At 71.6% G+C, this 21,008-nt stretch carries 19 protein-coding genes; 11 read left to right on the top strand and 8 right to left on the bottom strand.

From position 1 onward, the window contains the following. Positions 1–129: 129 nt before the first annotated feature. Positions 130–1,206 (top strand): tRNA 2-thiouridine(34) synthase MnmA, encoded by a 1,077-nt coding sequence (gene mnmA, locus AOM03_RS05565; RefSeq protein ID WP_062378984.1) that lies wholly within the window; start codon positions 130–132, stop codon positions 1,204–1,206. Between the two features lie 122 nt (positions 1,207–1,328). Here mnmA and AOM03_RS05560 read toward each other — a convergent pair whose 3' ends face one another. The 3 genes from AOM03_RS05560 to AOM03_RS05550 form a co-directional block, all read right to left on the bottom strand. Then, positions 1,329–1,640 (bottom strand): helix-turn-helix domain-containing protein, encoded by a 312-nt coding sequence (locus AOM03_RS05560; RefSeq protein ID WP_062378981.1) that lies wholly within the window; start codon positions 1,638–1,640, stop codon positions 1,329–1,331. Next, positions 1,637–1,966 (bottom strand): type II toxin-antitoxin system RelE/ParE family toxin, encoded by a 330-nt coding sequence (locus AOM03_RS05555; RefSeq protein ID WP_062378978.1) that lies wholly within the window; start codon positions 1,964–1,966, stop codon positions 1,637–1,639. The genes AOM03_RS05560 and AOM03_RS05555 overlap by 4 nt, the downstream gene beginning before the upstream one ends. An 80-nt stretch (positions 1,967–2,046) precedes the next feature. After that, the gene (locus AOM03_RS05550) at positions 2,047–2,598 is read right to left on the bottom strand and encodes a TetR/AcrR family transcriptional regulator (RefSeq protein ID WP_062378976.1); all 552 of its coding nucleotides are present in this window, start codon (positions 2,596–2,598) and stop codon (positions 2,047–2,049) included. 101 nt (positions 2,599–2,699) lie between these two features. Here AOM03_RS05550 and AOM03_RS05545 point away from each other — a divergent pair, with 101 nt between their 5' ends. Both AOM03_RS05545 and AOM03_RS05540 read left to right on the top strand, forming a co-directional pair. Beyond that, the gene (locus AOM03_RS05545) at positions 2,700–3,773 is read left to right on the top strand and encodes an SDR family NAD(P)-dependent oxidoreductase (RefSeq protein WP_062378974.1); all 1,074 of its coding nucleotides are present in this window, start codon (positions 2,700–2,702) and stop codon (positions 3,771–3,773) included. Positions 3,774–3,843: 70 nt separating this feature from the next. Next, the gene (locus AOM03_RS05540; protein ID WP_062378972.1) at positions 3,844–4,437 is read left to right on the top strand and encodes a gamma carbonic anhydrase family protein; all 594 of its coding nucleotides are present in this window, start codon (positions 3,844–3,846) and stop codon (positions 4,435–4,437) included. 120 nt (positions 4,438–4,557) lie between these two features. Here AOM03_RS05540 and AOM03_RS05535 read toward each other — a convergent pair whose 3' ends face one another. Continuing rightward, on the bottom strand, positions 4,558–5,004 hold the full coding sequence (locus tag AOM03_RS05535) for an Hsp20/alpha crystallin family protein (RefSeq protein WP_062378969.1): 447 nt from the start codon (positions 5,002–5,004) through the stop codon (positions 4,558–4,560). A 309-nt stretch (positions 5,005–5,313) separates the two neighbouring features. On the opposite strand from AOM03_RS05535, the gene AOM03_RS05530 reads away from it, so the two are divergent. The 4 genes from AOM03_RS05530 (at position 5,314) to deoD (ending at position 8,962) form a co-directional block, all read left to right on the top strand. Further along, positions 5,314–6,864, top strand: a complete 1,551-nt coding sequence (locus AOM03_RS05530; RefSeq protein ID WP_062378967.1) for an AtzH-like domain-containing protein — start codon at positions 5,314–5,316, stop codon at positions 6,862–6,864. Positions 6,865–6,993: 129 nt separating this feature from the next. Next, positions 6,994–7,392 (top strand): hypothetical protein, encoded by a 399-nt coding sequence (locus AOM03_RS05525; RefSeq protein ID WP_062378965.1) that lies wholly within the window; start codon positions 6,994–6,996, stop codon positions 7,390–7,392. 9 nt (positions 7,393–7,401) lie between these two features. Continuing rightward, positions 7,402–8,238, top strand: coding sequence for a PhzF family phenazine biosynthesis protein (locus AOM03_RS05520; protein WP_062378963.1), 837 nt, complete (start codon positions 7,402–7,404; stop codon positions 8,236–8,238). Between the two features lie 10 nt (positions 8,239–8,248). Beyond that, complete coding sequence (gene deoD, locus AOM03_RS05515) at positions 8,249–8,962, top strand: purine-nucleoside phosphorylase (protein ID WP_062378961.1); 714 nt, start codon at positions 8,249–8,251, stop codon at positions 8,960–8,962. A gap of 72 nt (positions 8,963–9,034) precedes the next feature. Here the strand turns inward: deoD and pgi are convergent, their stop codons facing one another. After that, entirely contained in the window at positions 9,035–10,714 is a 1,680-nt protein-coding gene (gene pgi / locus AOM03_RS05510; protein WP_062378959.1) for a glucose-6-phosphate isomerase, read from the bottom strand. Between the two features lie 390 nt (positions 10,715–11,104). On the opposite strand from pgi, the gene AOM03_RS05505 reads away from it, so the two are divergent. Beyond that, a complete protein-coding gene (locus tag AOM03_RS05505) occupies positions 11,105–13,030 on the top strand; it encodes an oxidoreductase (RefSeq protein WP_062378957.1) in 1,926 nt (641 codons plus the stop codon). Between the two features lie 107 nt (positions 13,031–13,137). On the opposite strand, the gene AOM03_RS05500 is transcribed toward AOM03_RS05505, so the two are convergent. Continuing rightward, positions 13,138–14,049, bottom strand: a complete 912-nt coding sequence (locus AOM03_RS05500; protein ID WP_227589893.1) for a M15 family metallopeptidase — start codon at positions 14,047–14,049, stop codon at positions 13,138–13,140. Positions 14,050–14,115: 66 nt separating this feature from the next. Between AOM03_RS05500 and ligA the strand changes: the two genes are divergently transcribed. The 3 genes from ligA (at position 14,116) to AOM03_RS05485 (ending at position 17,366) form a co-directional block, all read left to right on the top strand. After that, the gene (gene ligA, locus AOM03_RS05495; protein ID WP_227589892.1) at positions 14,116–16,416 is read left to right on the top strand and encodes an NAD-dependent DNA ligase LigA; all 2,301 of its coding nucleotides are present in this window, start codon (positions 14,116–14,118) and stop codon (positions 16,414–16,416) included. A gap of 147 nt (positions 16,417–16,563) precedes the next feature. Then, the gene (locus AOM03_RS05490; RefSeq protein ID WP_062378953.1) at positions 16,564–16,806 is read left to right on the top strand and encodes a hypothetical protein; all 243 of its coding nucleotides are present in this window, start codon (positions 16,564–16,566) and stop codon (positions 16,804–16,806) included. A 14-nt stretch (positions 16,807–16,820) separates the two neighbouring features. Then, on the top strand, positions 16,821–17,366 hold the full coding sequence (locus AOM03_RS05485; protein ID WP_227589891.1) for a GNAT family N-acetyltransferase: 546 nt from the start codon (positions 16,821–16,823) through the stop codon (positions 17,364–17,366). A gap of 222 nt (positions 17,367–17,588) precedes the next feature. Here AOM03_RS05485 and mcrC read toward each other — a convergent pair whose 3' ends face one another. Beyond that, positions 17,589–18,638, bottom strand: a complete 1,050-nt coding sequence (gene mcrC, locus AOM03_RS05480; protein ID WP_062379229.1) for a 5-methylcytosine-specific restriction endonuclease system specificity protein McrC — start codon at positions 18,636–18,638, stop codon at positions 17,589–17,591. Beyond that, the gene (locus AOM03_RS05475) at positions 18,635–20,881 is read right to left on the bottom strand and encodes an AAA family ATPase (protein ID WP_062378951.1); all 2,247 of its coding nucleotides are present in this window, start codon (positions 20,879–20,881) and stop codon (positions 18,635–18,637) included. The genes mcrC and AOM03_RS05475 overlap by 4 nt, the downstream gene beginning before the upstream one ends. Positions 20,882–21,008 lie beyond the last annotated feature (127 nt).

Raw genomic sequence — 21,008 nt, 5'->3', positions numbered from 1 at the left:
CCCGTCACCCCTCCACACACCAAGCCCCGAATGGGTAGGTGGTGGTCGCTTTCCGCGAGTCGCTGCGCGCCACGGGTAGCTGGTTGTCGGTCGCGTGTGGACAGGTGATGCGCCGCGTACCCTTGACGGGTGAAAGTTCTCGCGGCGCTCTCGGGCGGAGTCGACTCCGCCGTCGCCGCCGCGCGCGCGGTCGACGCGGGACACGACGTGGTCGGCGTGCACATGGCGCTCTCGCGCACCCGCGCCGAGCACCGCACGGGCTCGCGCGGCTGCTGCTCGATCGAGGACGCCAACGACGCCCGCCGCGCCGCCGACCACCTGGGCATCCCGTACTACGTGTGGGACCTCTCCGAGGAGTTCCACGACACGGTCGTGACGGACTTCCTCGCCGAATACGAGGCCGGACGCACCCCCAACCCGTGCGTGCGCTGCAACGAGCACATCAAGTTCGACACCCTGCTCGAGCGCGGGATGGCGCTCGGCTTCGACGCGGTCTGCACCGGCCACTACGCGCGCATCGACGTCCGCGACGACGGATCGCGCGAGCTCCACCGCGCCGCGGACGCCGCCAAGGACCAGTCGTACGTCCTCGCCGTGATGGGGCCGGACCGGCTCGCCCGGTCGATGTTCCCCCTCGGGACCGCGCGCTCGAAGGCCGAGGTCCGCGCCGAGGCCGTCGCGCGCGGCCTGGGCGTGTCCAACAAGCCCGACTCCTACGACATCTGCTTCGTCGCCGACGGCGACACCAAGGGCTTCCTCACCCGTGCGCTGGGCGAGCGGCCCGGCGAGATCGTCGACGAGTCGGGCGAGGTCGTGGGCGCGCACCAGGGTGCGTACGCCTTCACGGTGGGCCAGCGCAAGGGCCTGCGCCTCCCGCGCCCCGCGTCCGACGGCGCCCCGCGCTACGTCACCGCCGTCGACACCGCCCGCAACGTGGTCACCGTCGGCCCCGAGACGCTGCTGAGCGTGCGCGTTCTCGCCGGCGTGGACGTCGTCTGGCTCGCGCCCGATGTCCCGTGCGACCGCCCCACCCCCGCACAGGTCCAGGTGCGCGCCCATGGTGCCCCCGCATCGGCCACGGTCACCCGGGACGGCGACCGCCTCGTCGTCGATCTCGCCGAGCCCATGCGCGGCGTCGCCGCCGGCCAGTCCGTGGTGGTCTACCAGGGGACCAGGGTGCTCGGGCAGGCGACGCTCGCGCGCTGACGGTCAGCCGGCGTACGGCTCCAGGTCCTGGGCTTGGACGTCCAGCACCTCGCCGTCGGCGCCCGTCGCGCTCGTGTCCGGGATGGTCGTGCCCGCGCTCGGCGTGATGTGGCGGGGCGCGGTTACGCGGCGCTCGAGATCGTCAGTGACCCGCCGAGCGCGTGGGCGATCCGTGCAAGCATGAGCCCCCCGGGAACCTGGGCGCCGTTCTCGATCGCGGAGATCACGCTCTGGCTGGTGCCGGCACGCTTCGCGAGTTCCGTCTGGGAGATTCCCGAGCGGGCGCGCGCCTCGTACACCATCTCGGCGAGTTGTAGGCGCGCCTCGGCCTCGATCGCCGAGGCGTCGTACTCGGCGCGGTCCGGCGCGGTCATGGAGGCGAGGGCCTGGTCCCGGACGGACTCCCATGCGGTCGTGCGGTCGCTCGAGGTCATCGTTCCTCCTGGGATCGGCGTTGGCGGGCTGCGCGGCGAGCACGAAGGATCTCGGCGCGTTCGTTGAGTCGCTGCTTGCGGAAGGTGGTGAGGGTGAGGACCGAGCGTTCGACATCGACGACGTAGGTGATGCGTCGCGCGACGTTCTCGCAGTGAAAGCGCAGCTCGTAGAGCCCGGCGCCCAGCGAGCGCGAGTGCGGCATACGCAGGTCGTTCCCCTGGGAAGCCAGGCGCTCGAGGATGCGGTCCGCGATCGCCTGGTCCGCGGGGCGCAGACCGAGGTACCACTCCCGGACCTCGTCCGAGAACTGGACGCGCCACCGCATGAGCCAAAGTATACGGGAGGGATGATATCCGCGCTAGCGCATATCTTGACAAGCGTATGTCGCTCCGCCGGGGCGGTGGACTACCGCGGCCCCAGCCCGCTCGCGATCAGGCGCCATGCCTGCTCGGCGCGGTCGTGCCGGTGAGCGGCGGGGGAGCGCATGACCAGCGCGGCCACCATGCCGATCGCGGTGAGCAGCTCGTCGATGGTCGCATCGGTGCGGACCTGCCCGGCCTCGCGCGCCCGCGCCAGCACGGGGTCCAGGGCCGTGCGCATGCGTGTCACCAGCTCGCGTTGGTGAGGTGAGTCCTCGTCGGCGGCGAAGAGGGAGATGACCGCGGCCATGCCCTCGATCTGGTGGGTGATCAGGTCGGCGACCTCGCGGATGTCCGCGTCGGGGGTCGCGGCGAGCGCCTCGATCCGCGCCATGTTCTGGTCGAACACGGCGTGGGCGAGCATCTCGCGGGTGGGGAAATGGCGGTAGAGCACGGCCTGGCCCACCCCGGCGTTCCGCGCGATGGTCGACAGCGGCACCCCGGCCCCGTGCTCCGAGAACGCCTCGCGCGCCGCCGCGAGCAGCGCCTCGCGGTTCTCCGCCGCGGCACCGGGCCCGCGATTGCGCTTGGTGCTCATGCGTCGAATCTATAGGCTGGAGCAACCGGACAGAGCAGTCCGGTCACGGATCCGCGCGTCGCTCGACCGTTGCCGGGGGCGCGCCCGACGAAGGAGCACGCATGTCCCCCACCAGCACCTCGCTCGCACTGCCGGGCGGCGACGACACCGTGGCCGCCTGGCTCGACCACCCTTACGCGGGAGCCGCGCTGCGCGACGCGCTTGCCGCGGGCGGGGCCGACGCCAGCAGCCTTGCGCCCGCGATGCAGATGACGATGGCAGCCGTTGTCGCGAGCGGCGGCGGGCGCTTTCCGCAGGAGATGGTCGACGGCGTCCTCGCCGAGGCGCGCCGCCGGATGGAGGCCGACGGCGTCGAGGTCGCGGAGCCCGAGCCTGCACCGGAATCCGACGCGCCGGCGCCCGCCCCCGCGTGGCGCGAGCGAATCACGGAGGGCCGGTTCACCGGCCAGACGGTGATCGTGACGGGGGCGGGGTCCGGCATCGGTCGCGCGACCGCCTCGCGGGTGGCCCGCGAGGGCGGCCGCGTGATCGCGCTCGACATCTCCCAGGAGCGGCTCGCGGACTTCGCTGCCGAGCACGACGGGCTCGACGTCACCGTCGTCACGGCCGACGTCACCAAGGCCGCGGACATCGAGCGCGTCCTCGACGCGGCCGGCGACACCATCGACGCGCTGGCCAACGTCGCCGGCATCATGGACAACATGACACCGCTGGGGGAGGTGTCCGACGAGGTGTGGCAGCGGGTCTTCGCCGTCAACGTCGACGGAGTGATGCGGCTCAGCCGGGCGGTCGTCCAGCGCATGCTGCCGCGGCGACGCGGATCGATCGTCAATGTCGCCTCTGAAGCGGCGCTCCGCGGCTCCGCGGCGGGTGTCGCGTACACCGCGTCCAAGCACGCCGTCGTCGGCATCACCAAGAGCTCGTCGTTCATGTACGCGCCCCACGGACTCCGCGTCAACGCGATCGCGCCCGGCGGGGTGGCCACCAACATCGGCGACACGATGAGCTACGGCTCCGAGCTGGCGATGGACCGCCTGCGCACGGCGATGGCGATCCTGCCCCCGCCGGTCACCCCCGACCAGCTCGCCGCGTCGATCTGCTTCCTGCTGTCGGACGACGGCGTCAACCTCAACGGCGTCATCCTGCCCTCCGACGGAGGGTGGGCCGCGATCTGAGGGGCGCGCGAGGGGTCGGACGATGCGCATCGTCCGGCCCCTCGCCGTGCGCGCCTTCTAGCATGGCCGCATGATCGTCTCGCATCGAGGGAAGGTTCCGGTCATCGATCCGACCGCGACCGTCGCGGCCTCCGCGGTGGTCTGCGGCGACGTGACGCTCGGGCCGGGCGTGCGGGTGCTGCACGGCGCGGTGATCACCGCCGAGGACGGCAAGGTCACGCTGGGCGCCGACGTGGTCGTGATGGAGAACGCCCTGGTCAAGGCGCGCCGCGGCCACGACGTGAGCATCGGCGACGCGGTCGTCGTCGGACCGCACGCGCATCTCAACGGCGCGACCATCGGATCCGAGTGCTTCCTCGCGACGGGCGCCGCCGTGTTCCCCGGCGCGGTCGTCGGAGACGGGTGCGAGGTCCGCATCCGCGGCGTGGTCCAGGTCAACACGACGCTTGCCGCGGGGACGATGGTGCCCATCGGATGGATCGCCGCCGGCACCCCGGCGACCCTCTTCCCGCCGGACCGGCACGAGGAGGTGTGGGCGATTCAGCAGGATCTCGACTTCCCCGGGACGGTGTACGGCGTCGCGCGGGGGACCTCGATGCGCGACCTGCTGCGCGGGCAGAGCGAGTTCTATGCCGCGCACGGTGACGACGAGGTGATCGGCTAGCGGGACGAGCGAGGCCCCGAGGAGTCGGGGGGTGACTCCTCGGGGCCTCGTGGCGTCCCCGGACTCGGTCCGCCGGGGGCGGGCCGGGCGCCGGCATCGATCCGTCGGCGCCCGGTCGCGTCAGTCGGAGCTGACCTGGATGCGGCGCGGCTTGGCGGACTCGGCCTTGGGGACCGTGACCGTCAGCAGCCCGTCCTTGTACGACGCGGCGACCTTGTCGGGGTCGACGCGGTCGGGCAGGCGCACCGCGCGGTGGAAGCGCCCGAACCGGCGCTCGACGCGACGGAAGCCGTCCGTGTTCTTCTCGTCGTAGAAGTCGCGCTTGCCGGACACGGTGAGCACGTTCTCCTCGAGCGAGACGTCGACCTCCTCGGGCTTCACGCCCGGCAGCTCGACGTGCATGGTGAAGCCGTCCTCGGTCTCCTCGACGTCGAGGGCGGGGCTGAAGGCCCCGGCGAGCGACGCATCGGCGTCCCCGAAGAACTGCTGGACCATGCGGGTGAAGTCGTCCGACCAGGGGCTCGCGGCGGCAGCCGGAACCGAACGACGCAGGACCTCTCGTGCCATGTCTGACCTCCTCAAGAGATGGATGCCGGAGGGCGCCCTGCCCTCGCGGCGAGTCGCGGCCAAGACCTGAGCGGCCTCGGCTCAACTCTGAGATCACTATAAGACTTGAGCGGCGTGGGCTCAAGTCAAAGTTGAGTGCGTGTCGCTCAGGTGTGGTCGACTTCGGTGGCCGATGCGGGTGGTCGGGAGGGCGCCCGGGCGCCGGTACCCTCGGAGCCAGGCGGGCGGCCGACCCCGAGGTCGCCCCCATCGGGGGAGAGCGATGGGTGGATTCACGCAACCGCGGCGGGTCGCCGCCCGGGTGGTCCGATGAGCGGGCCGCGCGTCCACGGAGACGCGCCGGCGGACCTCGTCGAGGCGATCCTCGCGTACGAGGAGGCGCTCGCGGCCGACGACCTCGACGCCCTGTCCGACTTCTTCGAGCCCGGTCCGGCCACCCTGCGCGCCGACGCCGCGGGCCTGCTCGTCGGACACGACGCGATCGACCACTTCCGGGGCCGCCGGGGAGGCGCGGCGCCCCGCCGCCTGGCCGAGATCCACGCGCACCGCTGCGGCGAGGACACCTGGCACACGACCGCGGTGGTGCTCCCCGCCGGGGGCGGACGTGGCGTGCTCACGCAGCTGTGGCGCGGCCGCGGCGAGCGCTGGACCATCCTCGCCGCCCACCTCACCGCACCCGCACCCGCGATGGACACCCGCGTCTGGCGGGTGCTGGGCGCGCCGCTCATCCCGGGGGAGTCGGACGGCTGCGTGGCGGGGGAGACCGTCGCCGTCAAGGACCTCTTCGCCGTCGCGGGCCAGCGCAGGGGCGTCGGGGTGCGCGCCTACCTCGAGGAGGCGTCGGTCGAAACGGAGACGGCGCCCGCGGTGAGAGCACTCGTCGAGAACGGCGCCGCGGTGCTCGGCATCGCTCAGACGGATCAGTTCGCCTATTCGATCGCCGGCCTCAACCCCGACTACGGCACCCCGCCCAACGTCGCCGCACCGGGAAGCGTGCCCGGTGGCTCCTCGTCCGGTCCGGCGGCGGCCGTGGCGCTGGGCCAGGCGAGCATCGGCCTGGGGACGGACACCGCGGGCTCGATCCGCGTCCCCGCGTCGTACCAGGGCCTGTGGGGCCTGCGCACCTCTCACGGCGCGGTCAGCCTCGAGGGTGTCGCGCCGCTCGCGCCGCGCTACGACGCGGTCGGCTGGCTCACGCGCGACGGTCACACGCTGCTGGCCGCGGCCCGCGCGACGCTCGACATGCAGGCGCCGGTGGGGATCGGTCCGCGCGTGCTCACCGCGCCCGGCTGCTCCCGCGCGCTCACGCCCCAGGTGCGCGAGGCGTTCCACGCCACCATCGACGCGCTCGTCGAGGCCGGGTGCCCCGTCGAGACCGTCGAGCTGCCGCCGCTCGAGGAGCTGCTCGCCACGTTCCGCGTCACCCAGTCGGCGGAGGCCTGGCGCGCCGACGGCGCGTGGGTCGAGGGGCATCCCGGCACGCTCGCGACGGATGTCGAGGCGCGCTTCGCCTGGGCTCGCGACGTCACGCCCGAGCGCGAGCGGGCGGGCCTGGCGGACCTCGATCGCCACGCCGCCGCGATCGACGAGGCCCTGGGCGACGACCTGCTGATCCTGCCCTCGGCGGCGTCCGCAGCGCCCCCGCTCGACGCCGACCCCGACGTCCTCGAGCGGCTTCGCACCGCGACCCTGTCGCTCACCTCGATCGCGGGCCTGGTGGGCCGCCCCGCGCTCTCGGTGCCCGTGATGGAAACCCCCGAGGGGCCCGTGGGGCTGTGCATGGTGGGCCCGCGCGGCTCCGACGTCGAGCTCATCCGCACCGGCCTGCTCATCGAGTCGATGCTCAAGCGCAGGGCCTGAGCCGCAGGTCGCTAGCTCCTATCGGCATTTTTGCACTGGACACCGCGCGCCTGAGGGCGTTGGATGCCAAGGGAGGGGTCGGCGCGAGGCGTCGACCCCGGCTGAGGTTGCCGACGGGGGAGGCTGAGCGTGAGGTCGCTGGTCATCAAGGGGCGTCGGGTCGCGGTCGTGAGGCCGGGCAGGCGCCCCTGGCTCGTGTTCGGGGCGGTGCTGCACGTGCTCTTCGCGGTCGTCGCGATTCCGCTCACCATCCGCGAGCTGCACTACACGGGCACGATCGCGGGGCTCGTGCCGCTCTACGTGCTGGGCACCGTGCTGCTCGCGCCCGGCACCATCGTCATGCTCACGCTCGGGCGGGCCAAGGTCGCGACGGTCATCGCGCTGCTGCTCGACGAGGAGACGGATGACGGGGTGCGCCTGGCTGTGGTGGACGCGCGCCGGGAGCTCGCCGAATTCGTGGTGGGTCCCGAGGTCGCGGGCCGGTGCCGGGTGCTGCTCGGCGCGCCCCCCGCCATCGAACGGGGTTAGCGTGGGCGCATGTCGCGTCCGTTCCGCCAGGTAGACGTCTTCGGCGCGGAGCCGGGGCTCGGCAACCCCGTGGCCGTCGTCCTGGGCGCCGACGGGCTCCACGACGCGGCGATGCGACGCTTCGCGGCGTGGACCAACCTCTCGGAGACCACGTTCGTGCTGGCGCCGCGCGATCCCGCGGCCGACTACCGCGTGCGCATCTTCACCCCGGAGGAGGAGTTGCCGTTCGCCGGCCACCCCACGCTCGGCACCGCGCGGGCCTGGCTCGACGCGGGAGGCGTGCCCCGCGATCCCGGCGTGATCCGGCAGGAGTGCGGCGTGGGGATCGTCGCCGTGCGTCGCGACGGCGAGGCGCTCGCGTTCGCGGCGCCCCCGCTGCGCCGCGGGGGGCCGCTCGACGAGGAGACCCTGGCGGACGTGTGCGCCGTGCTGGGCGTGGACCGCCGCGCGGTGGTCGCCGCGGCCTGGGCCGACAACGGCCCCGGGTGGATCGGGGTGATGCTGTCCGGAGTCGACGAGGTGCTCGCGGTGCGCCCGGACATGGCGGCGCGGCCGGCGCCCTGGTACCTGGGCGTGGTGGGCGCCTACGACGAGCGCGACCCCGCCATCGAGGTCCGCGCCTTCTTCCCCGTGGGGCACGGGCTGCGCGAGGATCCCGTGACCGGCAGCCTCAACGCCTCCGTCGCGCAGTGGCTGCTGGCGGAGGGGCTGGTCGACGCCCCGTACACCGCGCGGCAGGGCACGGCCCTGGGCCGGGACGGCCGGGTGCGCATCTCCGTCGCCGACGGCGAGGTCTGGGTGGGAGGCGCGGCGGACGTGCTGGTTCGCGGCGAGGCCGACCTCTAGGCTCGACCGCATGGCCACGCCGCACATCTCCGCGCCCGACGGCGCCTTCGCTCCCGACATCCTGCTGCCCGGCGATCCCCGGCGCGCGACCCGCATCGCCGAGACCTTCTTGGACGATGCGGCGCTCGTGACCGAGGTGCGCGGCATCCTGGGCTACACGGGCACCTACCAGGGTCGACCGATGTCGGTGATGGCGACCGGCATGGGCATGCCCTCGGCGACCATCTACACCACGGAGCTGATCCGCCACTACGGCGTGAGGCGCCTGTTGCGCGTGGGCACCGTGGGCGGCATCCATATGGACCTCCAGCTCGGCGACGTGGTGGCGGCCTCCGCGGCCCACACCGACTCCGCCATGACGGCGCACCGGATCCCCGGCGTCCACTACTCCCACGCCCCGTCGTTCGCGCTGCTGCGTGCGGCGGCCGACCACGCCGACGAGGCGGGCACGGCCCTGCGGGTGGGCCCGGTGCTGACCTCGGACGCGTTCTACCACCCGGACGAGACGCTGGTGCCGCGCCTGGCTGCCTACGGCACCCTCGCGGTCGAGATGGAGGCGGCGGGCCTGTACGCCGTGGCCGCGGCCGAGGGCGTCGAGGCGCTCATGGTCGGCACGGTCTCGGACCACGTGGTCAAGGGCGAGTACCTCGACGCCGACGAGCGCGAGAAGACCTTCGCCGCCATGGTGTCGGTCGCGCTCGGCGCGCTCACCCGCGCCGCCTGACGGTCCCCGCCCGGACGCGCAAGGGGCCGGGTCGCACCGGACCCGGCCCCCGCATCGTCCCTTGGTAGGGGACTACTTGCGGTTCGCCCGGTAGTAGGCGATGAGCGCCTGGGTCGAGGCGTCCTGCGCGGACAGCGCCGCGTCGTCGCCCTCGATGGCCGGCGCGATCTCGAGCGCGAGCTTCTTGCCCAGCTCGACGCCCCACTGGTCGAACGCGTTGATGCCCCACACCACGGACTGCGTGAAGGTGATGTGCTCGTACAGCGCGATCAGCTGGCCCACCACGGACGGGGTGAGCGACGGCGCGAAGATCGACGTGGTCGGCTTGTTGCCGGCGAAGGTGCGGGCGGCGACCAGGGCACCGGTGGTGCCCTCGGCCTCGACCTCCTCCGCGGTCTTGCCGAACGCGAGCGCCTTGGTCTGCGCGAGGTAGTTCGCGAGGAACAGCGCGTGGACGTCCTGGCCGCCGTCCTCGAGCGGGTACGCGGGGTTGACCACCGCGATGAAGTCCGCCGGGATGAGCTTGGTGCCCTGGTGGATCAGCTGGTAGAAGGCGTGCTGGCCGTTGGTGCCGGGCTCGCCCCAGAAGATCTCGCCGGTCTCGCAGTTCACCGGGGTGCCGTCCCAGCGGACGGACTTGCCGTTGGACTCCATGGTGAGCTGCTGGAGGTAGGCCGCGAAGCGGTGCAGCTGCTGCGCGTAGGGGAGCACCGCGTGCGACTGGGCGTCGAGGAAGTTGACGTACCAGACGTTGAGCAGGCCCATGAGGACGGGCACGTTCTTCTCGAGCGGGGTCTCGGCGACGTGGCGGTCCACGGCGTGGAAGCCGGCGAGCAGCTCGCGGAAGGTGTCCGGGCCCAGCGCGATCGCGAGCGACAGGCCGATGGCCGAGTCGACCGAGTAGCGGCCGCCCACCCAGTCCCAGAAGCCGAACGCGTTGGTCGGGTCGATGCCGAACGCCTCGACCTTGTCCAGCGCGGTCGACACGGCGACGAAGTGGTGGGCCACGGCGTTGGACTTGGCCTCGTCCGAGGCGAGGTCGACGCCGGCGGCCGCCAGCGCGTCCCACAGCCACGTGCGGGCGAGGCGCGCGTTGGTGAGGGTCTCGAGCGTGGTGAAGGTCTTCGACGCGACGATGAACAGGGTGGTCTCGGGGTCGAGGCCCTTGACCTTCTGGCCCATGTCCGTGGGGTCGATGTTGGAGACGAAGCGCGCCTCGATGCCCGCGGTCGCGTACGGCTCGAGCGCCTCGTAGACCATGACCGGGCCCAGGTCCGAGCCGCCGATGCCGATGTTGACGATGTGCGTCACGGTCTTGCCGGTGACGCCCCTCCACTCGCCGTCGCGCACGCGGGTCGCGAAGGCGTCGATCGCGCTCAGGACAGACTGCACGTCGGTGTCGACGTCCTGGCCGTCGACGGTGAGCGCGGGCTCCATGCCGGCCGGGCGGCGCAGCGCGGTGTGGAGGACGGCGCGGTCCTCGGTGGTGTTGATGTGCTCGCCGGCGAGCATCGCGGCGTAGCGGTCGGCCACGCCGGTCTGCTCGGCGAGCTTGACCAGCGAGGCGAGGATCTCGTCGGTGATGAGGTTCTTGGACAGGTCCACGTGGAGGTCGGCCAGCGGGAGCGAGAAGCGCTCGACGCGGGTCGGGTCGGCGGCGAACCAGCCGCGCAGATCGGGGGTGAAGCTCGCCTTGTGCGACTCGAGCTCGGCCCAGGCGGACGTACCGGTGCAATCAATGGGTGCGGTCATGGTGCCCAGGCTAGTAGGAGGGGACGATGCTCGGGCGGGACCGCGCGCATCGTCCCGTTTCCTTGGGCGGCAGGGCGAAGCCGCGCAGCATGCCGGTCATGACCGAGAAGGCGTGGATCGCGGGGGCGGCGCGGGCAGGATGGTTGCGTTCGCGTGCCTACGCGAATTCATGCACGATGCACGGAGGGCTTCGGGCGCGAACCGGGCCGTGCATCGTGCATGAATTCGCGGAGCGGCGGAGAAGTGACACGTCCGCGCCGTCTGCGGCCCGGCACCGGGCTCGCGCAGGCCCCGCGGTGGGGACCAAGGTCCCGCCTCTCCGCCGCTATTGGGCATATGGTCAATAAATCCGTCAATGGTGACGTCATCACCCTCTCCAAGGAGCCTCGAATGAGCAACGCATTCGCCCACGTCCTCGAGCCCGTGAAGCTCGGCAGCCTCGAGCTGCGCAACCGCGTCGTCATGGTGCCGATGGGCACCGAGATGGGCGACCACCACGGTCACCTCACCGACCGCGAGATCGCCTACTACGCCGAGCGCTCCGCCGGCGCCGGCCTGGTGTGCACCGGCATCAACGCCGTGACCGACGACTACGAGGTCATCAACGAGGGCCTGGGCCGCGTCGACACCGACGCCGCGATCCCCGGCCTCACCAGGCTCGCGGAGGCGTTCCACGCCCGCGGCGGCGCCGTCTCGGTCCAGCTCACCGCCGGCCTGGGCCGCAACATCAACAACATCGACCCCGAGCGCCTGCCCATCTCCGCCTCGGACAACCCGCACTGGCTCGACCCGAACGTCAAGTGCCGCCCGCTGGCGACCGACGAGATCAAGGTCATCGTCCAGCGCTTCAAGGAGGCGGCCGAGCGCTGCTACAAGGCCGGCATCGACGCGATCGACATCCACGGCCACACCGGCTACGTCATCGACCAGTTCCTCTCGCCCGCGTGGAACCGCCGCGAGGACGAGTACGGCGGCTCCGTCGAGAACCGCTGCCGCTTCGCCGCGGAGATCATCCGGGCGGTCAAGGAGGGCGCGCCCGGACTGCCCGTGAGCTTCCGCCTGTCCGTCGACCACCACTTCGAGGGCGGCCGCACCCCGGCCGAGTCGCTCGAGATCGCGAAGCAGCTCGAGGCCGCCGGCCTGGACCTGCTCATGATCGACGAGGGCTCGTATGAGGCCATGGACTACGTCTTCCCGCCGTACTACCTGGGCGACAACTGCATGATGGGCTCCGTCCGCATGTTCAAGGAGAACCTGGGCATCCCGGTCCTGGGCTGCGGCAACCTCACGCCGGAGCGCGCCGAGTCGGCCATCGCCACGGGCGAGATGGACTTCGCCGGAATCGGCCGCGCCCTCATCGCGGACCCGGAGTGGGCGCTCAAGCTCGCCGAGGGCCGCCGCGAGGACATCCGCCCCTGCATCCGCTGCAACCAGCTGTGCGTGGGCAACGCGTTCGTGGGCAAGGCGCTCGGCTGTGCCGTCAACCCGGTGGTGGGCCTCGAGCTCGAGCGCCGCGAGCTCGCCCCGGTCGAGCAGCCCAAGAGGGTCGCGATCGTGGGCGCCGGCCCCGCCGGCCTCGAGGCCGCCCGCGTCGCCGCCCTGCGCGGCCACACCGTGGACGTCTACGAGAAGTCCCAGCAGCTGGGCGGCGTCCTGTGGCCCGCCGCGACCCCGGAGTTCAAGAAGGAGCTGCGCTCCATGATCTTCTGGTGGGAGCGCCAGCTCGCGAAGCTGCCGGTGAACATCCACCTGGGCACGGAGATCTCGGCGGACTCGCCCGAGCTCGCCGACGCCGACCAGGTGATCCTCGCCACCGGCTCCACCCCGCTCGTGCCCCCGATCCCGGGCCTCGACGGCGACAACGTCATCGACGTGATCGACGCCCACCTGGGCGCGGAGCTGGGCAAGCGCATCGTGGTGTGCGGCGGTGGCCTGTCGGGCGCCGACTTCGCCCTCGAGATGGCGGAGAAGGGCCACTCGGTCACCATGGTGGAGATGAAGGACGGCATCGCCGAGGACCTCCTCATGATCAACCGCATCACCCTGCTGCGCGACCTCGCCGCCCAGAACGTCACCCTCATCACCGGCCGCCGCGTCACCGAGGTCGACGCGACCGGCGTCAAGGTCGAGGGCCCCGACGGCCCGGTGCACATCGCCGCCGACACGGTGATCAACGCGTTCGGCGTGCGTCCCGCGACCGCCCTGGTCGAGGCCCTCGCGGGCCGCGACAACGTGGTCGCCGTGGGCGACTGCGTCCAGCCCGCCAAGGTGGGCGACGCGATCAACGCCGGCTTCGAGGCGGCCCTCGCCGTCTAGCCACAGCCTTCGGAGGGGACGATGCGAAATCTGGCACGCATCGTCCCCTCCGTCGTGTGCGGGGCCGGGTGGGGAGGCGTGGGGCCGGGTGGGGAGGCGCGCCGCCGCTACAGGCCGGACGCGGAGAAGTGCATCCAGTCGTCCAGGTGGTCCCACGACCCGCCCCAGGACCAGCCGATCTCCTCGAAGGCCGCGACGATCGCCATGTGCGTCTCGATCATGCCCGGCCGCAGCCACGACCGGTCGAGGTAGGCCGAGGCGAGCTCGGGGAACACGAACCCGTCGCGGAAGAACGGGTTCTGGAATGGGTTGATGTCGATCGCGACGCCCTTGGCGTGCTCGGACCACGCCTCGAAGCCGCCGGTCACCTGACGGCACTCGAACGCGATGGTGACGTTGAGGTCGCCATAGTGGGTGCCGCCCACCTCGTCGACGGTGGTGACACGCATCTCCTCGATGGGGAAGCGGCGCTCGTACATGAGCGCGAACACGCCCGCGACGGCCTCGGCGTGCTCCGCCGCGATCACCATCTCGCCGGTGTGCGGCTGCTCGTCGAAGCCCCAGAACGGCATCACCACGTAGGCGAGGTCCTCGGCGGCGATGGGGCACTCGTCGTGCCACGACGACCGCGCGAGCACGTCCTCCGGCACGTCCGTGATCTCCACGAACCAGTCGTCGGACTCCGGGTCCGGATGGGCGCCCGGGCGCGGCTCGAGCCGGCGGTCGCGCAGCTCCTCCGGGGTGTCGACGGGCTCCGCGAGGCCGTTCTCGGTGACCTCGAGCGGCACGGTGTGCAGCCACGCGGGCCTCTCGTACGGGTTCGCGGGCACCACCTCGACGCCCGCGCTGGGGGCGGGGGCCGGGGTGCCCTGGGCGACCACCGCCTCCTGGCGGGTGGACGATGCGCCGGTCGCCGCATCGTCCCCCGTCGCCGGGGTGGAGGGAGTCGGGGTGCACGCGGCGAGGAGGGCGAGCGCGGCGACGGCCGCGCCTGTCGTGAGGCCGTGGCGGGGACGCATGGGTGCCAGGCTAGCGGGGTGCGGCGCGCGTCGGGAGGGGCGGAGCGAGGTGGGATAGTGGGGCGCGTGACCGACCCCCGCGCCCGCCACCAGGAGCTCGTCCAGGACATCGAGGCCCACCGCCACGCGTATTACGTGGAGAACGCGCCCACCGTCTCCGACGCGGACTACGACGCGCTCGAGCGCGAGCTGCGCGAGATCGAGGCCGCGTATCCGGAGCTGGTGACGCCCGAGAGCCCCACCCAGACCGTGGGCGGCGAGGCGTCGGAGGAGCTCACCACCTACCTTCACCGCGAGCGGATGATGAGCCTGGACAACGCGTTCTCGCTCGAGGACGTGGAGGCGTGGCTGGCGCGCGTCGTCGACGACGCGGGGGAGCAGCCGCTGGTGTGCGAGCCCAAGATCGACGGGCTGTCCATCTCGCTGACCTACGAGCGCGGCGAGCTGGTGCGCGCGGTGACGCGCGGCGACGGGACCACGGGGGAGATCGTCACCCACAACGTGGGCCACGTCGCGGGCGTGGCGTCGCGTCTCGCGGGGGAGCGCGTGCCCGACCTGGTCGAGGTGCGCGGCGAGGTGTTCATGCCGGTCGCCGAGTTCGCCGCGCTCAACGAGCGGTTGCGGGAGGCGCACGAGCGGGACGTGGCCCTCGCGCTGGAGCGGCGGGGGCGGGCGTCGACGCGGGAGTTCACTCCGTACGCGAACCCGCGCAACACCGCGGCGGGATCGCTGCGGCGCAAGGCGCCCGAGCCGGGCGTGGAGCTCAAGGAGGTCGACAAGGTGGTGCGCCCGCTCGCGGTCACCACCTATGCGCTCGGCGCGCTCGAGTGGGGCGCGGTCGAGCCGGACCCGCGGGCCGAGACCCAGCACGGCGTGTACGCGATGCTCGCGGACTGGGGCCTGCCCGTGAGCGAGCACGCGCGCGTGGTGACCGGGCTCGACGAGGTCGCCGCCTACCTGCGCGACCTGGAGCGCCGCCGGCACGACCTGGTGCACGAGATCGACGGCGCGGTGCTCAAGGTGGACGCGCGCGACGCGCAGCGCCGGCTGGGCAGCACCAGCCGGGCGCCGCGGTGGGCGCTCGCGTACAAGTTCCCGCCGGAGGAGGTGCACACGCGGCTGCTCGAGATCCGGGTGGGCGTGGGGCGCACCGGGCGTGCGACGCCGTACGCGGTGATGGAGCCGGTGGCCGTCGCGGGGTCCACCGTGCGTTCGGCGACGCTGCACAACCAGGACGTGGTCCGCGCCAAGGGCGTGCGCCTGGGCGACGTGGTGGTGCTGCGCAAGGCCGGCGACGTCATCCCCGAGATCCTGGGGCCCGTGCCGGCGGCCGAGGGCGACGGGTACCCGCGCGCGGAGTTCGTCATGCCCGCCGAGTGCCCCGAGTGCGGCACGGAGCTGCGGGCCATGAAGGAGGGCGACGTGGACCTGCGCTGCCCCAACGCCGAGTCGTGCCCCGCGCAGGTGCGCGGCCGGCTCGAGCACGTGGGCTCGCGCGGCGGCCTCGATATCGAGGCGCTGGGCGAGGTGACCGCGGCCGCGCTCACGCAGCCGGCCGTGCCGGAGGTGCCGCCGCTGCGCACCGAGGCGGGGCTGTTCGACCTCGCCCTCGAGGACCTGGTGCCCATCGAGGTGGTGGTCCGCGACGCGGAGACCGGACTGCCCAAGGTCGACGACGACGGCGCCGAGCGGCGGCGCGCCCCCTTCCAGAAGACCCGTCTCGACTACCCGCCGGAGGCGGCCGGGATGACGGCGGCCGAGCGGCGCAAGGCCGGGCTGCGCAAGGACGTCACCGTCGTCGAGCCCTCCCAGCAGGCGCTCACGCTGCTCGAGGAGCTCCAGAAGGCCAAGGCGCAGCCGCTGTGGCGCGTGCTCGTGTCCCTGTCGATCCGGCACGTGGGGCCGGTCTCGGCGCGCGCGCTCGCGGCCGAGTTCGGGTCCATGGACGCCATCCGCGAGGCCTCCGAGGAGCGGCTCGCGGCCATCGACGGCGTGGGTCCCACCATCGCCGAGTCCGTGCGCGCGTGGTTCGAGGTGCCCTGGCACGTCGACATCGTCGAGCGCTGGGCCGCCGCCGGCGTGCGCATGGTCGACGAGCGCGACGAGTCCGTCGCGCGGACCCTCGAGGGCCTCACCATCGTCGCCACCGGCTCCTTCGAGGGCTACACGCGCGAGTCCGTCAAGGAGGCGATCGCGTCGCGCGGCGGCAAGCCGTCGGGGTCCGTCTCCAAGAAGACCGACTTCGTGGTCGCCGGGGCGAACGCCGGCTCGAAGCTCGCCAAGGCGGAGGACCTGGGCGTGCGCGTGCTCGACGAGGCCGCATTCGGGCGGCTGCTCGAGGGTGGCCCGGAGGCCCTGGGCGAGTAGGGGCCCAGGCGGGCGTCGTCCCTGGAGTGTTCGCGCCCCACCCGGCCCGTGCATCGTCCCTGGGCGATCGGGCGGAGCGCTGTGGTCCCGGGGAGCGGTCGCGCGTACCCTGAAGGTGGAGACTCAGCGGAGTCTTCTGGAGGAGTCATGGACACCACCGGGATCATCGGCATCGTCGCCGGTCTCGCTGCCCTGGCCGTCGTCGTCATGCTCGTCGTCAACGCGATGCGGCGCGGCCGGGAGCACACGCCACCGGAGCCCCACCACCCCGACCCGGCCGCGGGTCGCGGACCCACCGGACAGGAGCCGGACCCCAGCGAAGGGACGCCGTCGTCGACGTCGACGCCCCACTGGGACCGGCGGCCCGAGGGTCGGGAGGGTCCCCTGTGACATCGGTGAGGGTGGTGGCTCCCGATGAGAAGTCACGACTTCAGGAGATCGGAGAGCTCACCGCCCTCGCCTACCTCGCCGACGGGCTCGTCGATCATGCGCATCCGTACCTCCCGCAGCTGCGGGACGCGGGTGCCCGCGCGCGCGACGCCGACCTGCTCGCCATGATCGACGGCGCCGGCTCCGGATCCATCGTGGGCACCATCACCCTCGTGCCGCCCGGCAGCTCCTTCATCGAACTCGCCACCAACGGGGAGTACGAGCTCCGCATGCTCGCGGTGTCACCCATCGAGCGCGGCCGCGGGATCGGCCGCGAACTCGCCCGCGCCGCGATGGACCGGGCGGTCGAGCGCGGCGCCCCGCGCATCGTCCTGTCCACCATGGACACCATGCACGCCGCCCACCGCCTCTACGAGAGCATGGGCTTCACCCGCCGCAAGGACCTCGACTGGCTGGTGATCGACAACGCGGACGGCAGCGTCACCAAGGTGAGCTCGGAGGAGGCCGCCGCGCGCGGGGTCGAGGGGATCCGGCTGCTGGGCTACTCCTGGGAGCCCTGACCGGCGGACTTTGCGCCGGCAGCCCGTCACCCCTCCACACAAAATGTCACCCCTCCACACGGGGCTCGGCGTGTCGTCGGCGTGTCGGGGCGGATTCGGCGGTCTACGGCCCGGTTACGGCCCGAGGTGTGTGGAGGAGTGACGCGCGGTGGAGGGAGCGCATCCGGCCGGCCCCCAAACTAGGCCCGACCAAACCTGCGGTTCACCGCACGGGAGGCGTCGTCAGCCCTCGAGCCAACTGACAACGTCCTCGAGTTGCGCGGCGATCTCCTGCCAGGGGCGGTCAAGGTCAAGCGACCTCGCTCCGATGCGGTTGCCCTGGATCGCGACGTCGAGGTCGGGCTGTGCCGGGGCGTCGGTCCGGGCGTACAGGAGCAGGCCGCTCACGGAACCGTCCCTGCGGACGTCCTCGTTCTTCACGTAGGCAAGGATTTGGTAGAGGTGTGCGGAATGGACGGTGGACTTGCCCCACGCCCCGGACTGAAGAGAACTGGAGTAGTACTTCGCGTCGATGATGAGCGTTTGGCTGCCGCGGCGAAGGGTCACGTCGGTGCGCATCATGGGTAGTTGTCCGTGCTTCGTGGTCGGCTGGTCGATGTCCCAGCGGACGGTGGGCGCGCCCGGCGCGAGCCCGGGGTGGTGGACCCGGTAGTACTCGCGCAGGAAGCGCTCGTAGAGGCCGCTCATGGCCTCATCGGACACCCACGATGCGAGCCTGGTGGCCCCTGACCCGCGTGCGGGCAGGAGCCCCTTGACGATGAATTCGCAGGCGCCGAGCAACATTCGGTAGTTGGCATTCGCGCGATGGTAGGTGAGAGCGTTCCATCGGATCGACGACGGCGCGACGAGCGTGACAGTGTCCAGGTACGGCAGCAGCCTGCGGAGCGCCGCCTTCCGGTCGGGGCTGACGCTTCCATGGCGGATGAGGAGCACGAGCACCGATTTCAGTGCGCGGTTGTGCGGCGTGTCCGCCGCATACTCATCGAAGCCGCAGACGAGTTGGCCCCGGGTCGTAGATCTCGTGGCGATGGTGCGGTTGACGTCTATTCGGCCCCGGACTGTGGCGAGGGGCTCGTGGCGGTGCAGATAGTCGCGATGCAGTCCGCGCTTGACCTGCGCACCTACGCCACGCAGGAGGATCTCCGCCAGCAGGTCGTGAAGGTGGTCAAACCTTTCGGAGGCGACGGCGTCGGTGCCTTCGGCGCGGATCGCCCCGAACGCGTATGCCAGCATGACGTACACGTTGCGGATCGCTACCGGGGAGCCGCTCATGCGATGGCCGCGCGAAGCCTGCCCGCCCACTCCGCGGCCGTCGCCGGCTCGTCGAACCAGTATTCCTCCAGCAGGTGGATGAGTTCGTCCTCGACCACCGAGTAGAGCCACGACTCATTGGGGTCCGTCTCGGTCGGGCACGAGAGGTAGCTGTGGCCGACGGCGAAACCCCGGCCGAGCGCTGGATCGTTCGCGATCGCGTGGTTGAGGTCGATGACCGTTTGGACAAGGCGGTCGAGGGCGGGACTGTCCGCCTCGCGCTGCCACCGAACGAAGCCGAGCGAGGTGAAGCCCGGATTCATGTCGAAGAACCCGAACCGTCGTCGCAGCGCGTAGTCGAGAACCGCGAGGCTCCGGTCGGCCGTGTTCATCATGCCGATGATGTGGACGTTGGCTGGCACGGAGAAGGTCTCGTTCTTGTAGAGGAGGCGCAGGTCCTGTCCGCGCTTGTCCGCCTCGATGAGCATGAGCAGTTCACCGAAGATCTTGGAGATATTGCCGCGGTTGATCTCGTCGATGATGAAGAAGTACGGGCGGTCGGGGTCGTCTGCGCGTGCCCTCTCGCAGAATCGATAGAAGGGCCCCTCCGTCAGGGTGAATGCCCCGGACTCCGTCGGGCGGTATCCCATCATGAAGTCCTCGTACGAGTAACTCTGGTGGAACTGGACCATCTGGACCCTGCTGGGGTCCTTCCTGCCCATGATCGAGTAGGCCAGGCGCTTGGCCGCGAACGTCTTTCCCACGCCAGGCGGTCCCGCGAGCACCACGTTCTTCTTGCGCGAGAGCAGCATGCAGAGCCTGTCGTAGTCGCTGTCGGCCACGTAGACCTCGCGCAGGAATGACTCCCGGTCGTAGGGGGGAATGGGAGTGACGGGCTCGTTCACCTCGATCGGCTCGTCGTCACCCGTCACGAGCGACTCAAGCCTCTCCACGTAGTCGACGTCGGCAGTGATGTCGGTCAGGGTCTTCGTGACTGCATCACCGGGGTGCGCCCACGTGCCAACGTGCGTCCAGTTCACCGAGCGCACGTGCGGGAATGCCGCGCGCTCGGGCTCGTAGCGCGGGTCGGACGTCACCTCGCCGCGGCCCACGATCTCCCGCCTTCCGCGCTTGGCGAAGACGATGTCGCCAACGGCGATCTCGTGCTGGAACTGCCACAGCGCCAAGACGTCGTTCTTCATTGAGCCGCCATCCGGCGACGCCGACAGCGCCTGCCGGATTGCGTCGCGGGTCTCGTACGGTGCGAGATTCCCGAGCTCCGGCCACCCGATCGCCATGATGCCGTGGGCTGAGAAGTCACTCCACTCTGATGCCTGCGCACCCGGCGAGTAGAGCCAATAGCGACGAGTGCGCGGCTCGGGTGCCGACGTGGGGGAGGGGTCGACAGGCCCCGCTGCCACGGCGGATTCATCCCAGAGTTCCCGCACGCCCGGAGACCAGAAATGGAACGGGCCCTCGACGGATTGCGCCAGATTCGAGCGGATCTCCATGAGGTCGCGGTCGAGCGACACCGGATCGTTGCCGGTGGCCCCGCCGATCCTGGTGGCGAGCCCGTCCCGGATCTGCTTCTTCATGCCGGCCGAAGAGATCGGTTCGTAGAAATCGGGAAAGGCGAGGTATTGCAGAACGTTGCGCATGTCGGCACGGTCCTCACCGGACTCCAGCATGACTCGTTGGAGCTCCCACGGGTCCTGACGGGCCGCCTGCCTCTCCGCCTCCGAGACGCCGCCCCAGTGCCGGACGAAGGTCGAGGCCCAGATGAGGTGAAGGTAGAGCGAGCCGTGGAACCACGGCCCCGGCTCGAGTCCGGCCACCCCCTTGGGACGCGACAGCCAGGCACCCATCGACTCGGGGATGCTCGCAGGGGCGTCCAGGTGCTCCAGCACGCGCTCGACATGCTCCCGACGAGTTTTGGGCAGGGAGGAGCGCATGAGGTGCTCGCGCAGGAACACGAGCTCGGCCGCCAGTAGGACCACCGCGCGCTCCGCGCCGCGGAGTTGCTGATCGAGCTTCTCCCACTGTGTCGCGCCAGTCCCGACGAGCGGGTTGTCGCCCACACGTGCGCGAAGCTTCTCGGCGGTCTCCGAAGTCCAGATCGCTACCGTCGGAGCGATGACCGAGCGCCCGTCTCCGAGCATGTGGTCGATGATCTCGCGGACCTCGCGTGCGATGTCCATGTCATGGCTCGGGCGCGAGGCCAGAAGGCGCGCCTCGGAGTCTCCGATGGGGGTTTCCGTGCTCATTTCCTCATTCTCCACGAAGGCACCGACAGCTGGATCGGGGCCAATCCGGGCCGACCCCAGCGGAGCGCGCGTCGCGCATCGGCTCAAGTGGCACTGAGCGTCCCTCCGCACGGCGGCGCATGGGACT

This window comes from Demequina pelophila, assembly GCF_000971175.1.
Lineage (GTDB): Bacteria > Actinomycetota > Actinomycetes > Actinomycetales > Demequinaceae > Demequina > Demequina pelophila.
This window is presented reverse-complemented; position numbering and strand designations above follow the sequence as displayed.

Excerpts from the sequence above, each read along its gene's own strand:
- AOM03_RS05535 (WP_062378969.1), bottom strand. The coding sequence starts at position 5,004 with ATGGCACGAGAGGTCCTGCGTCGTTCGGTTCCGGCTGCCGCCGCGAGC.
- AOM03_RS05520 (WP_062378963.1), top strand. The coding sequence starts at position 7,402 with ATGTCGCGTCCGTTCCGCCAGGTAGACGTCTTCGGCGCGGAGCCGGGG.
- AOM03_RS05475 (WP_062378951.1), bottom strand. The coding sequence starts at position 20,881 with ATGAGCACGGAAACCCCCATCGGAGACTCCGAGGCGCGCCTTCTGGCC.
- AOM03_RS05560 (WP_062378981.1), bottom strand. The coding sequence starts at position 1,640 with ATGACCTCGAGCGACCGCACGACCGCATGGGAGTCCGTCCGGGACCAG.
- deoD (WP_062378961.1), top strand. The coding sequence starts at position 8,249 with ATGGCCACGCCGCACATCTCCGCGCCCGACGGCGCCTTCGCTCCCGAC.
- AOM03_RS05505 (WP_062378957.1), top strand. The coding sequence starts at position 11,105 with ATGAGCAACGCATTCGCCCACGTCCTCGAGCCCGTGAAGCTCGGCAGC.
- pgi (WP_062378959.1), bottom strand. The coding sequence starts at position 10,714 with ATGACCGCACCCATTGATTGCACCGGTACGTCCGCCTGGGCCGAGCTC.
- mcrC (WP_062379229.1), bottom strand. The coding sequence starts at position 18,638 with ATGAGCGGCTCCCCGGTAGCGATCCGCAACGTGTACGTCATGCTGGCA.
- AOM03_RS05550 (WP_062378976.1), bottom strand. The coding sequence starts at position 2,598 with ATGAGCACCAAGCGCAATCGCGGGCCCGGTGCCGCGGCGGAGAACCGC.
- AOM03_RS05500 (WP_227589893.1), bottom strand. The coding sequence starts at position 14,049 with ATGCGTCCCCGCCACGGCCTCACGACAGGCGCGGCCGTCGCCGCGCTC.
- AOM03_RS05540 (WP_062378972.1), top strand. The coding sequence starts at position 3,844 with ATGATCGTCTCGCATCGAGGGAAGGTTCCGGTCATCGATCCGACCGCG.
- AOM03_RS05530 (WP_062378967.1), top strand. The coding sequence starts at position 5,314 with ATGAGCGGGCCGCGCGTCCACGGAGACGCGCCGGCGGACCTCGTCGAG.
- AOM03_RS05490 (WP_062378953.1), top strand. The coding sequence starts at position 16,564 with ATGGACACCACCGGGATCATCGGCATCGTCGCCGGTCTCGCTGCCCTG.
- AOM03_RS05555 (WP_062378978.1), bottom strand. The coding sequence starts at position 1,966 with ATGCGGTGGCGCGTCCAGTTCTCGGACGAGGTCCGGGAGTGGTACCTC.
- AOM03_RS05545 (WP_062378974.1), top strand. The coding sequence starts at position 2,700 with ATGTCCCCCACCAGCACCTCGCTCGCACTGCCGGGCGGCGACGACACC.